Genomic DNA, 18,177 nt, shown 5'->3' on the forward strand with positions numbered 1-18,177 from the left:
GGCTCCTTGAACGATGGGCTGATGTTGTCTTCTATCACGGCGCGCCGGCTTTGGGGAGGGGCTGCCCGGGGTGGCGGTGCGCGCCGCCCGGCGTTGCGGTAGACTGCCGCCGGTCCGGCGAACTGCCGGCCAGTGGCGTGGTCTGTAAGCAGTCGCAGCCCACACCGTGACAAACGGACGTCTTCCTTTCGCCTGCAAAGCAGCCCAAGCATGTTCAGACCCTTATCCGTCTTTATCGGTATGCGTTACACGCGTGCCAAACGTCGCAACCACTTCATCTCGTTCATTTCCCTCACCTCGATGGTCGGTCTCGCCCTTGGTGTGCTGGTGATGATCCTGGTGTTGTCGGTGATGAACGGTTTCGACCGCGAACTGCGTACGCGCATCCTCGGCATGGTGCCGCACGCGACCATCAGCAGTTACCAGCCGATCGACGACTGGCAAGCGCTGGCCTCCCAGGTGGCCAAGCATCCCGAGGTGGTGGCGGTGGCGCCGTTCAGTCAGCTGCAGGGCATGCTCACCCACAGCGGCGGGGTGCAGCCGGTGCTGGTCAACGCGGTACTGCCGGAGGCGGAGAAGAACGTCTCGATCATCGATCAGCACATGGTCCAGGGCCGGCTGGACGATCTGCAGAGCGGCGAGTTCGGCATTATCATCGGCGAGATCACCGCGCGGCGCTTCCGGGTCAATGTCGGCGACAAGCTGACCTTCATCCTGCCCGAGGCTTCGGTGACCCCGGGCGGGGTGTTCCCGCGCCTCAAGCGCTTCACCGTGGTCGGCGTGTTCAAGGTCGGCGCCGAGCTGGACAGCTCGCTGGCGCTGATCCACATTGGCGATGCCGCACGCCTGTCGCGCTGGCAGGAAAACCAGGTGGAGGGCGTGCGCCTCAAGCTCAAGGATCTGTTCCTGGCGCCGCAGGTGGCCTGGGAGATTGCCGGCAGCTTCGGCAGCGAGGATTACGTCGCTCGCGACTGGACGCGCAGCCATGGCAGCCTGTTCCAGGCGATCCAGATGGAAAAGACCATGATCGGCCTGTTGCTGCTGCTGATCGTCGCGGTGGCCGCCTTCAACATCATCTCCACCCTGGTGATGGTGGTGACCGACAAGAAGGCCGATATCGCCATCCTGCGCACCCTGGGCATGACCCCGCGGCAGATCATGCTGGTGTTCATGGTTCAGGGCACGGTGATCGGCGTGGTCGGCACCCTGATCGGTGGCGTGCTCGGGGTGATTTCCGCGCTCAACGTTACCGCCTGGGTCGCCGCGCTGGAGAACCTGCTGGGGCAGAAGTTCCTCAGCTCGGATGTGTATTTCATCAACTACCTGCCGTCGCAGCTGCGTGTCGAGGATGTGGTGCTGATCTGCTCGGCGGCGCTGCTGATGAGCTTCTTCGCCACCCTGTACCCGGCCTGGCGGGCAGCGCGTACCCAGCCGGCGGAGGCTCTGCGCTATGAGTAATGACAAGGCGGTGCTGCTGTGCCGCAACCTCGGCAAGCGTTACGAGGAAGGCCCGCAGTCGGTGGAGGTACTCGCCGGCGTCGAGCTGGCCCTGCAGCCCGGCGAGCGGGTGGCCATCGTCGGTAGCTCAGGCTCCGGCAAGACCACGTTGCTCAACCTGCTCGGCGGTCTGGATACACCCAGCGAGGGCAGCGTCTGGCTGGCGGGGGAGGAGCTGTCGGCCCTCAATGAGAATGCTCGCGGCCTGCTGCGCAACCGCGCCATGGGCTTCGTCTACCAGTTCCATCACCTGCTGCCGGAGTTCAGTGCGCTGGAGAACGTGTGCATGCCGCTGTTGATCGGGCGTATGCCGATCGGCGAGGCGCGCGAGAAGGCGCGTGCGCTGCTGGAACGGGTCGGTCTGGGTCATCGCCTGGGTCACAAGCCGGCCGAGCTGTCCGGCGGCGAGCGCCAGCGTGTGGCCATCGCCCGCGCCCTGGTCAATCGGCCGGCGCTGGTGCTGCTCGACGAGCCGACCGGCAACCTCGACCAGCACACTGCGAAGGGTATCCAGGAGCTGATGCAGGAGCTGAGCAGCTCGCTGCACACGGCCTTCCTGGTTGTGACCCACGACGTTGCCCTGGCGCGGCAGATGGATCGCATCCTGCGTCTGGAAGACGGGCGTCTGGTGGCGGTGGAGTAGTCGGCGCGCCGACGGCTCAGGGGTGGCGTTGCTGGCGGCGCAGGAGCTGACGCTTTTGCCAGCTGCGCCGAACCCACCAGCGCCAGTAGAGCATGGTCAGGCTGTAGCCCAGGATGGCGCAGACCACGCCGGACACGAACGAGCCGAGCAGGAAGGGTTGCCACAGGGCGCCCAGCTCGCTGGTGATCCACTCCAGGCTCAGGTGCTCGGGCAGGCTGATCGCGGGCAGCTGCATCATCCACGCGCCCAGTTTGTAGGTGCAGTAGAACACCGGCGGCATGGTGATCGGATTGGTCAGCCAGACCAGGCCGATGGAGATCGGCAGGTTGCCGCGGACCGGGATGGCCAGCGAGGCGGCCAGCAGCATCTGCATGGGGATCGGAATGAAGGCGGCGAACAGACCCACGGCCATGGCCCGCGCCACCGAATGGCGGTTGAGGTGCCAGAGGTTGGCGTCGTGGATCAGGTGGCCGAGAAAGCGCAGGGACTTGTTGCTCCTGATGCTGTCCGGGTCAGGCATGTATCGCTTGAAAATACGGCGCGGCATAGGGGCTCTCGGCGGAGATTAAGCGCCAGTATTATGCACAGAATCCACCGCCTATGGATCCGCCGGAACAAATTTCCGGACAGGTTGTCGGTCATTCTGTAACAGGGTTTCACCAGCGCCGTCTGTCGGCCAGCTCAAGGATGAGTGTCATGCGATTGGGAATGATCGCGCTCTGTGGCGGGCTGCTGTGCCTGCGCTTTCTGCCGCAATTGCCGGCCACTGGCGTGCTGCTCATGCTGGCTGTGCTGGGTGCGGTCCTGCTGGGGTCGCGCCTCTACCCGCTGGGTCTGTTCCTGCTCGGTCTGGCCTGGGGTTGTGGCTCGGCGCAACTGGCGCTGGACGACCGTCTGCCCGTCGAGCTGGACGGCCAGACCCTGTGGCTGCAGGGGCGGGTCGCCGGCTTGCCGGAGGAGGGGGCGGGTGTCGTGCGTTTCTACCTGGAGCAGGCCGAGTCGCGCCGTGCGCAGTTGCCGCAGCGCCTGCGTCTGTCCTGGTACGATCCGCCAGCGCTGGTCGCCGGCGAGGTCTGGCGTCTGGCCGTGCGTCTCAAGCGGCCGCGCGGTCAGGTCAATCCACATGCCTTCGACTATGAAGCCTGGCTCACCGCGCGGCGTATCGGCGCCACTGGTACGGTGAAGGCTGGCGAGCGGCTGGACGTCGCCGAGGGGCCTGCCGGTTGGCGCGACAGTTTGCGCCACCGCCTGCTGGCGGTGGACGCGCGCGGCCGCGAAGGCACCCTGGCGGCGCTGGTGCTGGGAGACGGCTCGGGGTTGAGCGACGTCGATTGGCAGATTCTCCAGGCCACCGGCACCGTCCATCTGCTGGTGATCTCCGGGCAGCACGTGGCGCTGCTCGGTGGACTGCTCTATGCGCTGGTGCTCGGGTTGTTCCGTCTTGGCTGGTGGCCGCGCCAGTGGCCGTGGCTGCCATTCGCCTGCGGGCTGGCGATGCTCGGCGCGCTGGGTTATGGCTTGCTGGCCGGCTTTGAAGTACCGGTGCAGCGGGCCTGCGCCATGCTCGCGGTGCTGCTGTTGTGGCGCTGGCGTTTTCGCCATCTGGGCGTCTGGCTGCCACTGCTGGTGGCGCTGAGCCTGGTGCTGCTGGCCGAGCCGCTGGCCAGCCTGCAGCCGGGCTTCTGGTTGTCGTTCGCGGCGGTGGCGTTGCTGGCTTGGTGTTTCAGTGGGCGGCTTGGGCCTCCGGCCGGCTGGCAGATGCTGCTGCGTGCGCAGTGGGCGATGGCGCTGGGGTTGTTGCCGCTGTTGCTGGCTCTGGGTTTGCCGGTCAGTGCCAGTGGCCCGCTGGCCAATCTGCTGGCCGTGCCCTGGGTCGGTATCGCGGTGGTGCCGCTGGCGCTGCTCGGCACCCTGCTGTTGCCGCTGTCCGGCGTAGGCAGCGGCCTGCTGTGGCTGGCCGGCACCCAGCTGGAACTGCTGTTCGCCCTGCTGGCCTGGCTGGCCGAACTGGCGCCGGCCGTGCAGCTGGCGGCTGCGCCGGGTTGGGCGGTGCTGCTTGGAGGCCTCGGCATGCTGTTGACATTGTTGCCGGTGGGCATCCCGGTGCGCCTGTTCGGCGTGCTGATGGTGCTGCCGCTGCTGTCGCCGCCGGTGGAGCCGGTACCCGCGGGGCAGGCCGAGGTGCATGTGCTGGATGTCGGGCAGGGCCTGGCGGTGCTGGTGCGTACCCGCGGACATGTCGTGTTGTATGACGCGGGGCCTGCCGCTCGCGGCTTCGACAGCGGTGCGAAGGTGGTGCTGCCGACCCTGCGTGGTCTCGGCGTGCGGCAGCTGGATTTGCTGCTGCTCAGTCACGCCGATCAGGACCACGCCGGCGGAGCGGCTGCGCTGCTGGCCGGACTGCCGGTAGCGCGGCTGCTCAGTGGCGAGGCGCCGGCCCTGCAGCTGCCCCGTGTCGCCGAGGCCTGTCGGGATGGCGAGCGCTGGCAGTGGGATGGCGTGCAGTTCACCACCTGGTTCTGGGATGCGGCGGGGAATGCCAACGATGCCTCGTGCCTGCTGCTGGTCGAGGCGCAGGGTGAGCGCCTGCTGCTGACCGGCGACATCGGCGTCGCTGGCGAACGGCATCTGCTCGGCAGTGGACACGACCTGCGCGCCGACTGGCTGCTGGCGGCTCATCACGGCAGTCGCAGCTCCTCCTCGGCGGGTTTCGTCGCCGCGGTGGCGCCGCAGGCGGTGGTGTTTTCCCGCAGTTGGCTCAATTCGTTCGGTCACCCCCATCCGTCGGTGGTGGCGCGTTACCGGGCGGCGGGTGCCCGCCTGCACGATACCGCCAGCGACGGTGCGCTGCGCATCCAACTGGGGCGTCGCGTGGCGCTCCTCAGCGAGCGTGGTGAATCACGTTTCTGGCGGGAAAAATGAGAACGGCGGCGGGCGGCAGGTCTGCGACGCTGTGCTAGAGTGGCGCCACTTTTTTGAGGGGGTTGGCAACTGTGTGGGAACTGGTCAAAGCCGGCGGCTGGATGATGCTGCCGATCATTCTCTGTTCTATCGCGGCCATCGGCATCAGTGCCGAGCGCCTGTGGACTCTGCGTCCGGCACGGATCACGCCGGCCAATCTGCTCGGCCAGGTCTGGCGCTGGATTCAGGACAAGCAACTGGACGGCCAGAAGCTCAAGGAACTGCGGGCCTCGTCGCCGCTGGGCGAGGTGCTGGCCGCAGGCCTGGCCAACTCCAAGCATGGTCGCGAGGTGATGAAGGAGTGCATCGAGGAGGCAGCCGCCCGGGTCATCCATGAACTGGAGCGCTACCTCAACGCCTTGGGCACCATCGCCGCCATCGCACCGCTGCTCGGCCTGCTCGGCACCGTGCTGGGCATGATCGAGATCTTCAGCGGCTTCATGGGTAGCGGCATGGCCAATGCGCCGGTACTCGCCGGCGGCATCTCCAAGGCGCTGATCACCACTGCGGCCGGCCTGTTCGTCGGTATTCCGGCCCTGTTCTTCCATCGCTACCTGCAGCGGCGCGTCGACGAGCTGGTGGTGGGTATGGAGCAGGAGGCCATCCGCCTGGTGGAAGTGGTGCAGGGCGACCGTGACGTCGATCTGGGCGAGGGCGGCAAGCGGTGAAATTCCGGCGCAAACCACGGGAAAACGTCGAGATCGGCCTGGCGCCGCTGATCGACGTGGTGTTCATCCTGCTGCTGTTCTTCGTGGTGACCACCACCTTCACTCGCGAGACCCAGCTGAAGATCGACCTGCCGGAAGCTGACAGCGCGACGCCGGTGGAGGAAACCGAACTCAAGCAGCTGGAAGTCATGATCGCTGCCGACGGCAGTTATTCGCTCAACGGCCAGAGTCTGGTCAAGAGCGACCTGGCGACCCTGAGCAGTGCGCTGCAGAAGGAGTCGGCAGGTGACAGCAGCCTGCCGCTGGTGATCAGCGCCGATGCGCGTACCCCGCACCAGGCGGTGATCACGGCGATGGATGCGGCCGGCAAGCTGGGCTTCTCCCGCTTGCGCATCACCACGGTCGAAGCGCAGCCGGCCCAGCCCTGATGAGTTTCGCCGAGCGTCTGTCGGCGGCCTGGTATCAAGGCCATCCGGCCCTGGTCCTGCTGCGCCCGCTGGAGGCCCTGTACCGGCGGGTGCAGCGGCGCCGGCGCGCCGACTTCCTCAGCGGTCGCAAGCCGGCCTGGCGCGCGCCGGTGCCGGTGGTCGTGGTCGGCAACATCACCGTCGGCGGTACCGGCAAGACACCGATGATTCTCTGGCTGATCGAGCACTGCCGCGCCCGCGGGCTGCGTGTCGGTGTGGTCAGTCGTGGTTATGGCTCCACGCCGCCCAGTCTGCCCTGGCGGGTGCGTCCCGGCCAGCGCGCGACAGAGGCCGGTGACGAGCCGCTGATGATCGTCGAGCGCAGCGGCGTGCCGCTGATGATCGATCCCGACCGTTCGCGGGCGGTGCAGGCGTTGCTCGCCGAGGAGCCGCTGGACCTGATCCTCAGCGACGACGGCCTGCAGCACTACCGCCTGGCCCGCGATCTGGAGCTGGTGCTGATCGATGCCGCGCGCGGCCTCGGCAATCGCCGCTGCCTGCCGGCCGGTCCGCTGCGCGAGCCACTGGAGCGCCTGGCCGAAGTGGACGCCTGCCTGCTCAACGGTGCGGCCGGCGACAGCGAGGCCGGTTTCGCCTTCAACCTGCGTCCCTCTGCGCTGGTCAACCTGGTCAGCGGCGAGCGTCGCCCCCTCGACAGTCTGCCCGCGGGGCAGGCGGTGCACGCGGTGGCCGGTATCGGCAATCCGCAGCGTTTCTTCACGACCCTCGAGGCGCTACACTGGCGCCCGGTTCCGCATGCCTTTGCCGACCACGCGAGCTACAGTCGCGAGGATCTGCGCTTCAGTCCGGCCCTGCCGTTGCTGATGACCGAGAAGGATGCGGTGAAATGCCGGGCATTTGCCGCCGATGACTGGTGGTATCTGGCGGTCGATGGTCTGCCGTCACCGGCCTTCGTGGTCTGGTTCGACGCACAGCTCGAGCGCCTGCTGCCACGCTGACGCCGGCGGTCCCCCCTGATGTGTCACTCCAGGACTGGACCATGGACCCGAAACTTCTCGATATTCTCGCCTGCCCGCTGTGCAAGGGCCCCCTCAAGCTCAGCGACGACAAGTCCGAGCTGATCTGCAAGGCCGACGCCCTGGCCTTTCCGGTGCGCGACGGCATTCCGGTGATGCTCGAAGGCGAGGCGCGCACCCTGACCGTCGACGAGCGCCTGGACAAATGAGCATGGGCTTCGTCGTCGTCATTCCCGCCCGCTACGCCTCCACCCGCCTGCCCGGCAAGCCGCTGCAGGATATCGCCGGCAAGCCGATGATCCAGCACGTCTGGGAGCAGGCCAGGAAGAGTGCGGCCAGCCGCGTGGTGGTGGCCACCGACGATGCGCGCATCGTCGCGGCCTGCCAGGCGTTCGGCGCCGAGGTGCTGCTGACCCGTGTCGACCACAATTCCGGCACCGATCGCTTGGCCGAGGTGGCCAGTCAGCTCGGCCTGGCCAGCGACGCTATCGTGGTCAACGTGCAGGGCGACGAGCCGCTGATTCCGCCGGCAATCATTGACCAAGTGGCCGCCAATCTGGCGGCCCATCCGGAAGCGGGTATCGCCACCCTTGGCGAGCCGCTGCATGACGCCGCCCAGCTGTTCAATCCCAACGTGGTCAAGCTGGTCGCCGATGCCCAGGGGCTGGCATTGACCTTCAGCCGTGCGCCGCTGCCCTGGGCACGCGATGCCTTCGCCGTCGGCCGCGAGCAGCTGCCGCCAGGCGTGCCGTTTCGCCGCCATATCGGCATCTACGCCTACCGCGCCGGCTTTCTGCATGATTTCGTCGCCTGGGGCCCGTGCTGGCTGGAAGACACCGAGTGTCTCGAGCAGCTGCGCGCGCTCTGGCATGGGGTGCGCATCCATGTCGCCGACGCCCTAGAGGCGCCGCCGGCCGGGGTCGATACGCCGGAAGACCTGCAGCGCGTGCGCCAGTTGTTGGGAGCCTGAGCATGCGCCTGCTGTTTGTCTGGCCGGGCAACATCCGCCGCGTGGCAGCGACCGAGCTGGTCGGTGAGCGTCTGATCGAACAGATCCGGGAGGGCCTGTGAGCCTGAGCGTGCATGAGCAGCAGTCGCTGCAGCGTTACAACACCTTCGGCGTGGCGGTGGCGGCGCGGTGGTATGCCGAGGCGGCCAGCGATGGCGAGGTGCGTGAGGCGCTGGAGGCGGCCCGCCAGCGCGGCACCGAGCTGCTGGTGCTGGGGGGCGGCAGCAACCTGTTGCTGACCGCCGACCTGGATGCCTTTGTCCTGCGCATGACCAGCCGTGGCCGGCGTCTGCTGGGCGAGGAGGGCGGTCAGCTGCTGGTCGAGGCCGAGGCCGGCGAGCCCTGGCATCCCTTCGTGCAGTGGACCCTGGAGCAGGGGCTGGCCGGTCTGGAGAACCTCAGCCTGATTCCCGGCACGGTCGGCGCGGCGCCGATGCAGAACATCGGCGCCTACGGCGTCGAGCTCAAGGATGTGCTGCACAGCCTGGTGGCGCTGGATCGCGCGAGCGGCGAGCTGCGCGAGTTTCGCGCCGACGAGTGCGAGTTCGCCTACCGCCATAGCCGCTTCAAGCGCGAGGGTGGGCGCTGGTTGATCCTCAGGGTGCGCTTTGCCCTGAGTCGCGACGCAGCCCTGCATCTGGATTACGGTCCGGTGCGTCAGCGACTGCAGGAGCAGGGCATCGCCACGCCGACGCCGTTGGACGTCAGCCGGGCGATCTGCGCCATTCGCGCGGAAAAACTGCCGGACCCGCAGGTGCTGGGCAATGCCGGCAGCTTCTTCAAGAATCCGCTGGTCAGCGAGGCTCAGGCCGCCCAGCTGTGTGCTCAGTGGCCGGGGCTGGTCGGCTATCCGGCCGGTGCCGGGCAGGTCAAGCTGGCGGCCGGCTGGCTGATCGAGCAGGCTGGCTGGAAGGGCTATCGCGACGGAGATGCCGGCGTGCATGCGCTGCAGGCACTGGTGTTGGTCAATTACGGTGCGGCCAGTGGTGGTCAGCTGCTGGCGCTGGCGCAACGCATCCAGGCGGATATCCGCGAGCGCTTCGATGTCGAGCTGGAGATCGAGCCGGTCGTCTGCTGAGGGCGCGACGCTCGAGGCACCTTGGCGGCACGGCTGGCGTAGTCGCCACCACAAACAAAAAAGGGGGAATGCCGAAGCATTCCCCCTTTTTTGTTGGGCGCTAGCCGGACCGTCAGGCCTGGGGCTTGCGCTCCTCTTCAGGCTGGGCCTGCTCCTGGCTCGGCGCTTGCACTTCAGCTTCGGCAACCGGCTCGCTGGTGCGGGCAGGTTGTTCGGCTTCGCTCGGCGCCTGCTCGGTTACCTCCGCTTCGCTGGTCGCTTCGGCCGCAGTTTCGCTGGCTGAGGCTACTACCGGGGCTTCCTCGGCGACGGTCGGAGCGCTCTCGGTGCTCGCCGCAGCTTCGCTGCCCTGTGCCGCCTGGCGTGCCGCTTGCTCGGCAGCCGCGGCTTCACGAGCCAGGCGCTCGGCCTCGCGACGACGACGACGCTCGCGCGGATCGTTCGGTGCGCGAGAGCCGGCCGCTGCGGCGGCTTCTTCGCTGGCTTCGCTGCTGGCGGTTACGCCGGCGGCCACGGTTTCGGTCTCAGCCTCCTGGGCAGCGACAGCCAGTTGCGGCGCTTCGAAGCTCACCACCGGTGCTTCAACCGGTTCGGCGCTTTCAGTGCTGACAGCCACTGCAGTTTCGACGGCAACCTCTGCTGCCGGCTCGACGCTGGCTGCGGCCTCGGGGGTGACGGCGCTGGCGACTTCGGTCACGGCGACGGCAGCGGCGGTACCGGCGGCAGCGAGTGCGATGGCGTCGGCGGTGGCCTGGCGTGCCAGGCTGTCTTCCTCGCTCGGCAGTTCGTCGGGGCCGGCGTCACGCTGGCGCTCGCGGCGATTGCTGCGGCGGCGCTGGCCACGCGAACGACGGCGCGGACGCTCGCCTTCGCTACCTTCCGCCTGCTCGTCCTGGTTCAGCTCTTCCTCGAGGGTCTCGCCTTCCTCGGCGCTGGCCTGCTCGGCGGTCTCTTCGCTACGCGCGGCGCGCGGTGCCCGCTCGCTGCGCGGCTTGCGCTCGGCGCGCTCCTGGCGACCTTCGACCTGCTCGGCGGCTTCTACCGGACGAACTTCCTCGGCAGTTGCAGCCTCTTCGTTAGCCGGAAGCTCTTCGCGGGGCTGGCGTTCCTCTCGCGGCTTGCGCTCTTCACGGGGTTGGCGCTCCTCGCTTACAGGACGCTCTTCGCGGGGTTGACGCTCTTCACGCGGCTGGCGCTCTTCGCGCGGTTGACGCTCCTCGCGGGGCTGACGCTCTTCACGCGGCTGACGTTCCTCGCGGGGCTGACGCTCTTCACGTGGTTGACGCTCTTCGCGGGGCTGACGCTCCTCACGCGGCTTGCGTTCTTCGCGGGGCTGGCGTTCCTCGCTGGCCGGACGCTCTTCGCGGGGCTTGCGCTCTTCGCGCGGTTTGCGTTCCTCGCGCGATTTGCGCTCGCCGCGTTCACCACGGTCGCTGCGCTCACCGTCGCGACGACGGTTCTGCTGGCGGCCATTGCGACGCTCTTCGCTGCGTTGCGGGCGCTCGCCGGTGCTCGGCTGCTCACTGGCGGTGGTCGGCTTGGGCTCTTCCTTGCCGGCAAACAGACCAACCAGCGAGCGGATCAAGCCCTTGAACAGACTCGGTTCGGGGGTCGGGTGGGCGAGTGGAGCGGGTGCGGCCGCCGCGGCAGGTGCTTCGACGACCTGCGGTGCCGGGCGCTCGTGGGTCACGGTCTTCACGACCGCTTCCTGGCGTACCAGGGTGCGGGTGGCCGCCACCGGCTGGACTTCCTCGACTTCGGTCGGGGTCATCTCGTAGCTGGACTGGCCGACCAGGGCATCGGTGCTGTCGTCGCGCAGACGCTGCACTTCGAAGTTCGGCGTCTCCAGGTGATCGTTCGGCAGGATGACGATGCGCGCACGGGTGCGCAGCTCGATCTTGGTGATGGCGTTGCGCTTCTCGTTGAGCAGGAAGGCGGCCACCGGGATCGGCACCTGGGCGCGGACTTCGGCGGTGCGGTCCTTGAGGGCTTCTTCCTCGATCAGGCGCAGGATCGCCAGCGACAGCGATTCGACGTCGCGGATGATGCCCTGGCCGTTGCAGCGCGGGCAGACGATGCCGCTGGTTTCACCGAGCGACGGGCGCAGGCGTTGGCGGGACATTTCCAGCAGGCCGAAGCGCGAGATGCGGCCGACCTGGACGCGGGCGCGGTCGGCTTCCAGGCATTCGCGGACCTTGTCTTCCACGGCACGCTGGTTCTTGGCCGGGGTCATGTCGATGAAGTCGATGACGATCAGGCCGCCGATATCGCGCAGGCGCAGCTGGCGGGCGATTTCCTCGGCCGCTTCCAGGTTGGTCTGCAGCGCGGTCTCCTCGATGTCGCTGCCCTTGGTGGCGCGCGCCGAGTTGATGTCGATGGAGACCAGGGCTTCGGTCGGGTCGATGACGATGGAGCCGCCGGACGGCAGCTTCACTTCGCGCTGGAAGGCGGTCTCGATCTGGCTCTCGATCTGGAAGCGGTTGAACAGCGGCACGCTGTCCTGGTACAGCTTGATCTTGCTGGCGTACTGCGGCATCACCTGCTGGATGAAGCTGAGGGCTTCCTCCTGAGCTTCGACGCTGTCGACCAGCACTTCACCGATGTCCTGGCGCAGGTAGTCGCGGATGGCGCGGATGATGACGTTGCTTTCCTGGTAGATCAGGAAAGGTGCGGCGCGGTCCTGGGAGGCTTCCTTGATCGCGGTCCACAGCTGCACCAGGTAGTCGAGGTCCCACTGCAGCTCTTCGCTGGAACGGCCGAGGCCGGCGGTACGCACGATCAGGCCCATGTCGCCCGGGGCGTTGAGGCCGTTGAGGGCTTCGCGCAGTTCGTTGCGTTCCTCGCCCTCGATGCGCCGGGAGATGCCGCCAGCGCGCGGGTTGTTGGGCATCAGAACCAGATAGCGGCCGGCCAGGCTGATGAAGGTGGTCAGGGCTGCGCCCTTGTTGCCACGCTCTTCCTTCTCGACCTGAACGATGACTTCCTGGCCTTCGCGGAGCACGTCCTTGATGTTGACGCGACCCTCGGGGGTCTTGCTGAAGTACTCGCGGGAGATTTCCTTGAGCGGCAGGAAGCCGTGACGATCGGCGCCGAAGTCGACGAAGGCAGCCTCGAGGCTGGGCTCTACGCGGGTGATGCGGCCCTTGTAGATGTTGGCCTTTTTCTGCTGGCGAGCGCCCGATTCGATGTCGAGGTCGAACAGACGTTGGCCGTCGACCAGGGCAACACGCAACTCTTCGGGTTGAGTCGCGTTGATCAGCATTCTTTTCATGTAATACCAATGGTTTCCGGGCTGCCGGAAACGGCGGTTGGCACACACGACTCTCGTGGGCGGTGTCAGGTGCGCCGGGAACGGTCTGGCCGTTGCCCTTGTCAAGCGCTGCAGGCACGGGCCTGGCGCGACTGGCGTCTCCTGCTAACTGTCAGGCACAGAAGCACTCATTCAGGAGGAGGAATCAAGCGACACTGCGGACGCTCTTGGCGTCTGGGAAGTCGAGTGCTACGCAGTCGGTCGTTTGTGCATCTCCACCCTGCACATGTCCGTGAGAATCGGGTGCCGCGCGCAGAATCCGCAGCGGGTTAGCATTTGCACGGAGCGCCTGGCGACCCGTACGTCATGTCTCGAGGCTGGGTTTCCGAGGCATCCACTTGCACTGGCGGATGCCCCGTCGGACGGCCTGACGTCCAGTAATCGTATGTCCGGCGCCGGATTGTCTGGTCTGGCGCGGGCTTAATACCGCTTTTGGCGGCGCCGGGACTATAGCAGCAATCATTAAGTGCTTCAATTCGGGGAAAAATTGCTATGATTCGCGCATGACAACTCCCTCTCAAATCTCCACTGGCGTCCAGCTGCTCGAAGTGCAGCCGGAGATCGCCGGGCAGCGCATCGACAACTTTCTTCGTACCCAGTTGAAAGGTGTTCCCAAAACATTGATTTATCGCATCCTGCGCAAGGGCGAAGTGCGCGTGAACAAGGGCCGGATCAAGCCTGAGTACAAGCTGCAGGCAGGCGATGTGGTGCGGGTGCCGCCGCTGCGCTTGGCCGAGCGCGACGAGCCCGAGCCGCTGGCGCAGGGGCTGCTGCAGCGGCTCGAGGCGGCCATCGTCTACGAGGACAAGGCGCTGATCGTGCTCAACAAGCCGGCCGGCATTGCCGTGCATGGCGGTAGCGGGCTCAACTACGGGGTGATCGAGGCCTTCCGGCAGTTGCGCCCGGATGCCAAGGATATCGAGCTGGTGCATCGTCTCGATCGCGACACTTCCGGCCTTTTGATGATCGCCAAGAAGCGCAGCATGCTGCGGCATCTGCATGAGGCGCTGCGTGGTGACGGGGTGGACAAGCGTTACCTGGCGCTGGTGCGCGGCAGCTGGCCGACCGCAAAGAAGCGCATCAGTGCGCCCCTGCTGAAGAACAACCTGCGCTCGGGTGAGCGCATGGTCGAGGTCAATCCGGAGGGCAAGGATGCGCTGACCGAGTTTCGCGTGGTGCGCCGCTTCGGCGACTTCGCCACTCTGATCGAAGCCAGCCCGATCACCGGGCGGACCCACCAGATTCGCGTGCACGCCAAGCATGCCGGTCACTCGATTGCTGGCGACAGCAAGTATGGCGACGAGGAGTTCACTCGCGAGATTCGCGAGCTGGGCGGCAAGCGCCTGTTCCTGCATGCCCATGCCTTGCGCGTGACGCTGCCCGATGGCGGCGTGCTCGAGCTTGAGGCGCCGGTCGACGACGTGTGGGCGAAAACCTTGGAGCGTCTGGGTGCCTGATCGTCAGCTGCTGGTGTTCGACTGGGATGGGACCCTGGTCGATTCGATTGCCCGGATCGTCGAGTCGATGCGTGTGGCGGCGAGCGAGTGCGCGCTGCCGCAGCTGGGCGAGATGACTATTCGCGGCATCATCGGCCTCGGTCTGCCGGAGGCGATCCGCGCGCTCTATCCCGGGCTGGAGGATCCGCAGCAGGTGGCGCGCTTCCGGCAAGTCTACAGTGATCATTACATCCAGCTGGAAAGCTCGCCCTCGCCGTTGTTCGAGGGGGTGCGCGAGTCGCTGCTGGTGTTTCGCGAACAGGGCTACCGCCTGGCGGTGGCTACCGGCAAGAGCCGGCGCGGCCTGGATCGGGTGCTGGCCGGGCACGGCTGGGAAGATTTCTTCGATGTCACGCGCTGTGCCGATGAGACGGCGAGCAAGCCAGACCCGCGCATGCTGCGCGAGATTCTCGAACATTGCGCGCTGGCGCCCGAGCAGGCGCTGATGGTGGGTGACTCGCCTTTCGATCTGCAGATGGCGCACAACGCCGGCATGATGGCGGTGGCGGTGGGATACGGTGCGCAGCCGCTGGAAGTGCTGCAGGGGTATCGTCCGCATTTGGCTATTCAGCGCTTTGCTGAGCTCGAGTGCTGGCTGGCGCAAGGTAATCACTCTATGGATGAGGGGGCTGGGCATGCAGTCGGATGAATGGAAGGCGGCGTCGGCGCCGTCGGATGACAAGACCTGGAAGTTGCTGGAGAGGGCGGTGCTGGCCGGGGTGGTCGAGCAGCGCCGGTCGCGACGCTGGGGAATCTTCTTCAAGAGCCTCGGCTTTCTCTACGTGTTCGTGGTGCTGTTCCTGTTTTCACCCTGGTCGAGCCTGGAGAAGGCGGCTGCGCTGAAGTCGCATACCGCGCTGATCGAGGTGAAGGGGGTGATTGCCGACGAGGAGCGGGCCAGTGCCGACAATATCGTCGGCAGTCTGCGGGCGGCCTTCGAGGACAAGAATACCCGCGCGGTTGTGCTGCGGATCAACAGTCCGGGCGGCAGTCCGGTGCAGTCGGGCTACATCTATGACGAGATCCGCCGTCTGCGTGGTGAGTATCCGGACACCAAGCTGTACGCGGTGATCACCGATCTGGGGGCTTCGGGCGCCTACTACATCGCCAGTGCGGCCGATGCCATCTACGCCGACAAGGCTAGCCTGGTTGGCTCCATCGGCGTGACCGCTTCGGGTTTCGGTTTTGTCGATGTGATGCAGAAGGTGGGGGTCGAGCGTCGCGTGTACACCTCCGGCGAGCACAAGACCTTCCTCGATCCGTTCATGCCGCAGAAGGTTGAGGAGACCCGCTTCTGGGCTGAGGTGCTCGACACCACCCACAAGCAGTTCATTGCCAGCGTCAAACAGGGGCGTGGCGAGCGCCTCAAGGACAAGGAGCATCCCGAGCTGTTCTCTGGGCTGGTCTGGTCCGGCGAGCAGGCGCTCGGGCTGGGGCTGATCGACGGGCTGGGTAGTGCCAGCTACGTGGCGCGCGAGGTGGTGGGCGAAAAAAATCTGGTCGACTTCACCCGCAAGGAATCGCCGATCGATCGTTTTGCCAAGAAGCTGGGAGCTGGCGTCGCCGAGCAGATTTCGCTGTGGACGGAGTTGCGCGGCCCGGTTCTGCGCTGAATTGCTGGTAGGGCGCTCAGGGAATCTGCACGCCTTCGGCGAGCAGCATGTCGACCAGGCGGATCAGTGGCAGGCCGATCAGGCTGGTGGCGTCCTCACCGGCGGTGCTGCGGAACAGGCTGATGCCGAGGCCTTCGGATTTGAAGCTGCCGGCACAATCGTAGGGCTGTTCCAGGCGTAGGTAGCGCTCGATGCATGCGTCGTCGAGTGTACGGAAGTGCACGGTAAAGGGTATGCAGGCGGTTTGTGTGTGGCCGCTCTGCGAGTTGTGCAGGCACAGGCCTGTATAGAAGGTCACGCTGGCGCCGCTGGCTGCGCGCAGTTGCTCGCGGGCGCGCTCGAAGGTGTGCGGCTTGCCGAGGATCTGCCCGTCGAGGGCGGCGACCTGGTCGGAGCCGATGATCAGGTGCTGGTGGTGGCGGCTGGCGAGGGCGCGGCTTTTCTGTTCGGCCAGGCGGCAGACCAGTCGTTCGGCGCTTTCTCCCGGCAGCGGGTTTTCGTCGATCTCCGGCGCCTGGCAAGCGAACGGCAGGTGCAGGCGCTCGAGCAGGGCGCGACGGTAGGGTGAGCTGGAGGCGAGAATCAGGGGTAGCATGTTGATCTCCTTGGAATTTGCCGGCGATTTTAGGTGTCCCTGCGGCCAGCTGCACGTACGGAAATTTCTTTGACAGTTAAAAGGGGTATCCCTAGAATGGCGCGCTTATGTTGAAAGGGCCGATTCCATCTCACATCGATCCGCGGAAACTCGCCGATCGCGCCAACACCCTCGAGGGTGATTGGCCGCTCAAGCAGTTTGCACGGCTCTGCGAGCAGTTGGTCAGCGATGCCGGAAATGTTCATGCTCGTTTCGAGTTTGGGCGTGACGAGCAACGGATGATCGTCATGCGCGGTAAGCTCGATGTCGAGGTGCAGATGGTTTGCCAGCGTTGTCTGGAGCCGGCGACCCTTCCCGTGCACAGCGAGTTCATCTACGCCGTGCTCAAGGAGGGCGCTTCGCTGGACGGTTTGCCGAAAGGCTACGATGCGCTGGAAGTGGGTGAGGAGCCGCTTGACCTGATTGCTGTGGTCGAGGATGAGCTTCTGCTTGCGCTACCCATCGTCCCGGCCCACGACCCCGATAAATGCCAACACCCGGCAGGGTTTGCGGCAGCACCAGAACCGAGCGTCAACGAGGTTTCGCGGTCCAACCCGTTCGATGTACTGGCGCAGTTGAAACGTGACCCAAACGTTTAGGAGTTAATCAGTATGGCTGTTCAGCAGAACAAAAAGTCTCGTTCCGCCCGCGACATGCGTCGTTCGCACGATGGCCTCGTGGCTAGCGCGCTGTCCGTCGAGAAGAGCACCGGTGAAGTTCACCTGCGCCACCACGTAAGCCCGGAAGGCGTTTACCGTGGTCGCAAGGTGATCGACAAGGGCGCTGACGAGTAATCCTTGTCCGCTCCGGTCATCGCGATTGATGCAATGGGTGGGGACTTCGGTCCCCACTGCATTGTTCCAGCCTGCATTGCCAGTCTGGCCGAACATCCCTCCCTGCAGCTGATTCTCGTCGGCTTGCCCTCCGTTATCGAACCGCTGATTGCAGAGCATCCCTCTGTGGATCGGTCGCGTCTGCTTGTGCATCCCGCCAGTGAAGTGATTGCGATGGACGAACGTCCGGCGCAGGTGCTGCGTGGCAAGCTCGATTCCTCCATGCGTCAGGCCCTCGAACTGGTGCGCTCCGGCGCGGCTCAGGCCTGCGTCAGTGCCGGCAATACCGGTGCGCTGATGGCGCTGTCGCGTCATGTGCTCAAGACCCTGCCGGGTGTCGATCGGCCGGCGATGGTCACGGCCATTCCGACCCAGCATGGCAGCTGCCTCTTGCTCGATCTGGGCGCCAACATCGATTGCAGTGCCGAGCATCTCTACCAGTTTGCGGTGATGGGTGCGGTCGCGGCCGAGGCGCTGGGTACGTCGAATCCGCGCGTCGCATTGCTCAACGTCGGTACCGAGGAGATCAAGGGCAATCAGCAGGTCAAGCTGGCGGCTGCTCTACTGCGCGAGGCGCGTGCGCTGAACTATGTCGGCTTCGTCGAAGGTGATGGCCTGTATCGCGGTGAGGCGGATGTGGTGGTGTGCGACGGCTTTGTCGGCAACATCGTGCTCAAGGCCAGTGAAGGTCTGGCGGCGATGATCGTGGCGCGCGTCGAGGCGTTGTTCCGCTCCGGCCCGGCTGCCCGGCTGGTCGGCTGGCTGGCGCTGCCGCTGCTGCGTCGCCTGCAGAACGAGCTGCGTCCGGCGCGGCACAATGGCGCCAGCTTTCTCGGTCTGCAGGGGATCGTGGTAAAAAGTCACGGCAGCGCGGGGCTGGAAGGTTTCCGCATGGCCATCCGGCGGGCGCTGACGGAGGTCGGAGAGAACCTGCCGCAGCGTCTGCATGGACGCCTCGAGCATCTGCTGCTTTAGTGGTTCGGGTGTGACC

18 protein-coding genes are annotated in these 18,177 nt (G+C 66.1%); 15 read left to right on the forward strand and 3 right to left on the reverse strand.

Annotation, left to right across the window (positions count from 1 at the left end; genetic code table 11):
• The first annotated feature begins 210 nt into the window (after positions 1 to 210).
• Both BMZ19_RS05055 and lolD read left to right on the forward strand, forming a co-directional pair.
• Positions 211 to 1,458 carry a lipoprotein-releasing ABC transporter permease subunit gene (locus tag BMZ19_RS05055; protein WP_090307811.1) on the forward strand — a complete coding sequence of 416 codons (1,248 nt, stop codon included), beginning with the start codon at positions 211 to 213 and terminating at the stop codon, positions 1,456 to 1,458.
• Positions 1,451 to 2,140, forward strand: a complete 690-nt coding sequence (gene lolD, locus BMZ19_RS05060) for a lipoprotein-releasing ABC transporter ATP-binding protein LolD (protein ID WP_090307814.1) — start codon at positions 1,451 to 1,453, stop codon at positions 2,138 to 2,140. The genes BMZ19_RS05055 and lolD overlap by 8 nt, the downstream gene beginning before the upstream one ends.
• 16 nt (positions 2,141 to 2,156) lie before the next feature.
• Here lolD and BMZ19_RS05065 read toward each other — a convergent pair whose 3' ends face one another.
• Positions 2,157 to 2,687: a DUF2062 domain-containing protein gene (locus BMZ19_RS05065; protein WP_090307816.1), complete on the reverse strand. Its 531-nt coding sequence runs from the start codon at positions 2,685 to 2,687 to the stop codon at positions 2,157 to 2,159.
• Between the two features lie 149 nt (positions 2,688 to 2,836).
• On the opposite strand from BMZ19_RS05065, the gene BMZ19_RS05070 reads away from it, so the two are divergent.
• The 7 genes from BMZ19_RS05070 to murB all read left to right on the forward strand — a co-directional run bounded on the left by BMZ19_RS05070 (position 2,837) and on the right by murB (position 9,300).
• Positions 2,837 to 5,062, forward strand: a complete 2,226-nt coding sequence (locus tag BMZ19_RS05070) for a DNA internalization-related competence protein ComEC/Rec2 (protein WP_244517104.1) — start codon at positions 2,837 to 2,839, stop codon at positions 5,060 to 5,062.
• A 71-nt stretch (positions 5,063 to 5,133) separates the two neighbouring features.
• The gene (locus tag BMZ19_RS05075) at positions 5,134 to 5,769 is read left to right on the forward strand and encodes a MotA/TolQ/ExbB proton channel family protein (RefSeq protein ID WP_090307822.1); all 636 of its coding nucleotides are present in this window, start codon (positions 5,134 to 5,136) and stop codon (positions 5,767 to 5,769) included.
• A complete protein-coding gene (locus tag BMZ19_RS05080) occupies positions 5,766 to 6,197 on the forward strand; it encodes an ExbD/TolR family protein (RefSeq protein ID WP_090307825.1) in 432 nt (143 codons plus the stop codon). The genes BMZ19_RS05075 and BMZ19_RS05080 overlap by 4 nt, the downstream gene beginning before the upstream one ends.
• A complete protein-coding gene (lpxK, locus tag BMZ19_RS05085) occupies positions 6,197 to 7,195 on the forward strand; it encodes a tetraacyldisaccharide 4'-kinase (protein ID WP_090307826.1) in 999 nt (332 codons plus the stop codon). Before BMZ19_RS05080 ends, lpxK begins: the two co-directional genes overlap by 1 nt.
• 41 nt (positions 7,196 to 7,236) lie before the next feature.
• A complete protein-coding gene (locus BMZ19_RS05090) occupies positions 7,237 to 7,422 on the forward strand; it encodes a Trm112 family protein (protein WP_090307829.1) in 186 nt (61 codons plus the stop codon).
• Entirely contained in the window at positions 7,419 to 8,183 is a 765-nt protein-coding gene (gene kdsB, locus BMZ19_RS05095) for a 3-deoxy-manno-octulosonate cytidylyltransferase (protein WP_090307833.1), read from the forward strand. Before BMZ19_RS05090 ends, kdsB begins: the two co-directional genes overlap by 4 nt.
• A gap of 97 nt (positions 8,184 to 8,280) precedes the next feature.
• On the forward strand, positions 8,281 to 9,300 hold the full coding sequence (gene murB / locus BMZ19_RS05100; RefSeq protein ID WP_090307836.1) for a UDP-N-acetylmuramate dehydrogenase: 1,020 nt from the start codon (positions 8,281 to 8,283) through the stop codon (positions 9,298 to 9,300).
• 112 nt (positions 9,301 to 9,412) lie between these two features.
• Here murB and rne read toward each other — a convergent pair whose 3' ends face one another.
• Positions 9,413 to 12,571: a ribonuclease E gene (gene rne / locus BMZ19_RS05105; RefSeq protein ID WP_090307839.1), complete on the reverse strand. Its 3,159-nt coding sequence runs from the start codon at positions 12,569 to 12,571 to the stop codon at positions 9,413 to 9,415.
• A gap of 542 nt (positions 12,572 to 13,113) precedes the next feature.
• Between rne and rluC the strand changes: the two genes are divergently transcribed.
• From rluC to BMZ19_RS05120, 3 genes are read left to right on the forward strand one after another with little or no spacing between them, the layout of a single operon-like run.
• Positions 13,114 to 14,067, forward strand: coding sequence for a 23S rRNA pseudouridine(955/2504/2580) synthase RluC (gene rluC / locus BMZ19_RS05110; RefSeq protein ID WP_090307842.1), 954 nt, complete (start codon positions 13,114 to 13,116; stop codon positions 14,065 to 14,067).
• Positions 14,060 to 14,755, forward strand: coding sequence for an HAD-IA family hydrolase (locus tag BMZ19_RS05115; RefSeq protein ID WP_090307846.1), 696 nt, complete (start codon positions 14,060 to 14,062; stop codon positions 14,753 to 14,755). The genes rluC and BMZ19_RS05115 overlap by 8 nt, the downstream gene beginning before the upstream one ends.
• Positions 14,742 to 15,719: a S49 family peptidase gene (locus BMZ19_RS05120; RefSeq protein ID WP_090307850.1), complete on the forward strand. Its 978-nt coding sequence runs from the start codon at positions 14,742 to 14,744 to the stop codon at positions 15,717 to 15,719. Before BMZ19_RS05115 ends, BMZ19_RS05120 begins: the two co-directional genes overlap by 14 nt.
• 16 nt (positions 15,720 to 15,735) lie before the next feature.
• On the opposite strand, the gene BMZ19_RS05125 is transcribed toward BMZ19_RS05120, so the two are convergent.
• The gene (locus BMZ19_RS05125) at positions 15,736 to 16,314 is read right to left on the reverse strand and encodes a Maf family protein (protein WP_090307853.1); all 579 of its coding nucleotides are present in this window, start codon (positions 16,312 to 16,314) and stop codon (positions 15,736 to 15,738) included.
• 107 nt (positions 16,315 to 16,421) lie between these two features.
• Here BMZ19_RS05125 and BMZ19_RS05130 point away from each other — a divergent pair, with 107 nt between their 5' ends.
• Genes BMZ19_RS05130 through plsX form a run of 3 tightly spaced genes read left to right on the forward strand, consistent with a single transcriptional unit; the run spans position 16,422 to position 18,161 of the window.
• The gene (locus tag BMZ19_RS05130) at positions 16,422 to 16,952 is read left to right on the forward strand and encodes a YceD family protein (RefSeq protein ID WP_090307856.1); all 531 of its coding nucleotides are present in this window, start codon (positions 16,422 to 16,424) and stop codon (positions 16,950 to 16,952) included.
• A gap of 12 nt (positions 16,953 to 16,964) precedes the next feature.
• Entirely contained in the window at positions 16,965 to 17,147 is a 183-nt protein-coding gene (gene rpmF, locus BMZ19_RS05135; protein WP_090307860.1) for a 50S ribosomal protein L32, read from the forward strand.
• Positions 17,148 to 17,150: 3 nt separating this feature from the next.
• Positions 17,151 to 18,161, forward strand: coding sequence for a phosphate acyltransferase PlsX (gene plsX / locus BMZ19_RS05140; RefSeq protein WP_090307862.1), 1,011 nt, complete (start codon positions 17,151 to 17,153; stop codon positions 18,159 to 18,161).
• The last annotated feature ends 16 nt before the right edge of the window (positions 18,162 to 18,177 follow it).

It is taken from the genome of Pseudomonas linyingensis (assembly GCF_900109175.1).
In the GTDB taxonomy this organism is placed as follows: Bacteria; Pseudomonadota; Gammaproteobacteria; order Pseudomonadales; family Pseudomonadaceae; genus Geopseudomonas; species Geopseudomonas linyingensis.